The sequence below is a fragment of the Streptomyces sp. 549 genome (assembly GCF_030124175.1).
Lineage (GTDB): Bacteria > Actinomycetota > Actinomycetes > Streptomycetales > Streptomycetaceae > Streptomyces.
This window is the reverse complement of sequence record NZ_JASKMT010000059.1, coordinates 1-1,909: the sequence shown is the minus strand read 5'-3', so window position 1 is coordinate 1,909 and position 1,909 is coordinate 1. Positions and strand designations below refer to the sequence as shown.

Annotated in this window: 2 protein-coding genes; one reads left to right on the top strand and one right to left on the bottom strand. The window is 72.8% G+C overall.

Annotation, left to right across the window (positions count from 1 at the left end):
- Positions 1-79: 79 nt before the first annotated feature.
- Positions 80-769, bottom strand: coding sequence for a cysteine hydrolase family protein (locus QNO07_RS27420; protein ID WP_283995243.1), 690 nt, complete (start codon positions 767-769; stop codon positions 80-82).
- 94 nt (positions 770-863) lie between these two features.
- Between QNO07_RS27420 and QNO07_RS27415 the strand changes: the two genes are divergently transcribed.
- Positions 864-1,817 carry a GlxA family transcriptional regulator gene (locus QNO07_RS27415; protein WP_283995242.1) on the top strand — a complete coding sequence of 318 codons (954 nt, stop codon included), beginning with the start codon at positions 864-866 and terminating at the stop codon, positions 1,815-1,817.
- The last annotated feature ends 92 nt before the right edge of the window (positions 1,818-1,909 follow it).

Genomic DNA, 1,909 nt, shown 5'->3' with positions numbered 1-1,909 from the left:
CCGCCCCCACGGCGCCCGCCCCCACGCCGCACCGCCCGCACGGCGGCACCCCCGTGGCCGCCATGGGGGCGCGCGGCCGTCAGCCCCGGCTGCCGCCGCCCGGCACCGCTGCATCGGGTCGGCCTGCGTGCCGCCCCTCGGCCTGCGTCGCGTCCGCCTGCGCCGTGTCGGTCGAGGTCAGCACGTCCGCGGTGCGCACCACCCGGGCGAAGCCGAGCGCGTGCAGGTTCACCGCGGTCGCCCGGGTGATCTCCTCCGCGCTGAGCCGCTCGCCGTCCGGCCCGGTCTCGGCGAACGTGTACGTGGCGTCGAGCGGCACCACCACGTCGAAGCCCAGGTTGCCGCCCATGCGGGCCGTCGTCTCCACACATCCGTTGGTCTGGATGCCCACGACCACCACCTGCCGGACGCCGGCCCGCTCCAGCCAGTCCCGCAGGTCCGGGGTGCCGATGAAGGCGGAGTTCACCGTCTTGTCCACCACCAGTTCCGGTCCCGCGCCCCTGCCCAGGCGCTCCTGGACGAAGTCCTGGAAGTCGTTGCCGACCTGGCCGGCCCGGAGGAAGGAGTCCCGGGCGAGTGAGGTGTGTCGGGCGAACACGACGGGGCGTCCGGTTGCCTGCCACCGGTCGAGCAGGTCCTTGATGTTCCGTTCGGCGTCCGGGTTGCTGCGCCCCCGGGAGTCGTTGACGGGATCGTCGAAGCCCTTCTGCACGTCGACGACGACGAGCGCCGCGTTGCCGGCTGTCCTCAGTGCTGTGAGTGTCTGCATACGGACGATCCTGCGGGCGGCGGGCGCGACGAAACAGTGGCAGGAGTGCCCATCATCGATGGCTTCCTGCCAGCCAGGGTGGCATGCTGAGCACATGTTCACCGTGGCCTTGCTGGCCTTCCCCGGCGTGCGCGCCTTCGACGTCGCCGTCATCACCGAGGTGTGGGGGGTCGACCGCACGGAGCGGGGCGCACCCGCGTTCACCCTGTGGCGCTGCGGCGAGACCGAGCGGCCGGTGCCGATCAGCGGCGGCCTGACGCTCACCCCCGACCGCCTGCTGTCCGAGGCCGCCGACTCGGACCTGGTGGTCGTACCCGGCCTGGACGACCACCGCCGCCCGGCCCAGGCGGTACTCGACGCCCTGCGCCTGGCCCATGCGCGCGGCGTGCCGATCGCCGCCCTGTGCGGCGGCGCCTTCACACTCGCGCAGGCAGGGCTGCTGGACGACCGCCGTGCCGTGACGCACTGGGCCCTCACTGACCGGCTGGCCGCGGAGCATCCGCGAGTCCGGGTGGAGCCCGAGGCGCTGTTCCTCGAGGACGGCAACCTGTGGACTTCGGCGGGCACCGCTGCCGGGATCGATCTCTGCCTGCACCTGGTGCGCACCTTCCACGGCGCGGAGGCCGCAGCGACCATCGCGCGCTCCATGGTCACCGCGCCCTTCCGGACCGGGAACCAGGCCCAGTTCATCGAGCGGCCCACCGAGGTGGACGTCCGCGACGCCGGAGTCCTGGCTGCCGTCCGCGAACGTGCCCTGCGGCAGCTGCACGAACCGCTCACCGTCTCCGACCTCGCCGGATGGGCGGGCATGTCCGCCCGATCCTTCGCCCGCCACTTCGCCGCAACCACCGGTACCACCCCGCACCGGTGGATACAGGACCAGCGACTCGCGCTGGCCCAGAAGCTGCTCGAACGCACCGACCTGTCGATGGCCGAGGTCGCCCGGAGAGCCGGCTACGGCAGCGAGGTGACCATGCGCCAGCAGTTCGCGCTGCGGCTCCGGACGTCCCCGCGCGCCTACCGGACGTCCTTCGCCAGCAGCGTTTGATGGCCGCCGACCCGTGGTGTAGTGTTCTTCGGGTTGCCGCGGAGCTGTCTGGTTCTGCTGGTGGCGTCTCTGCCGCTTCGGGCGGCCTCCAC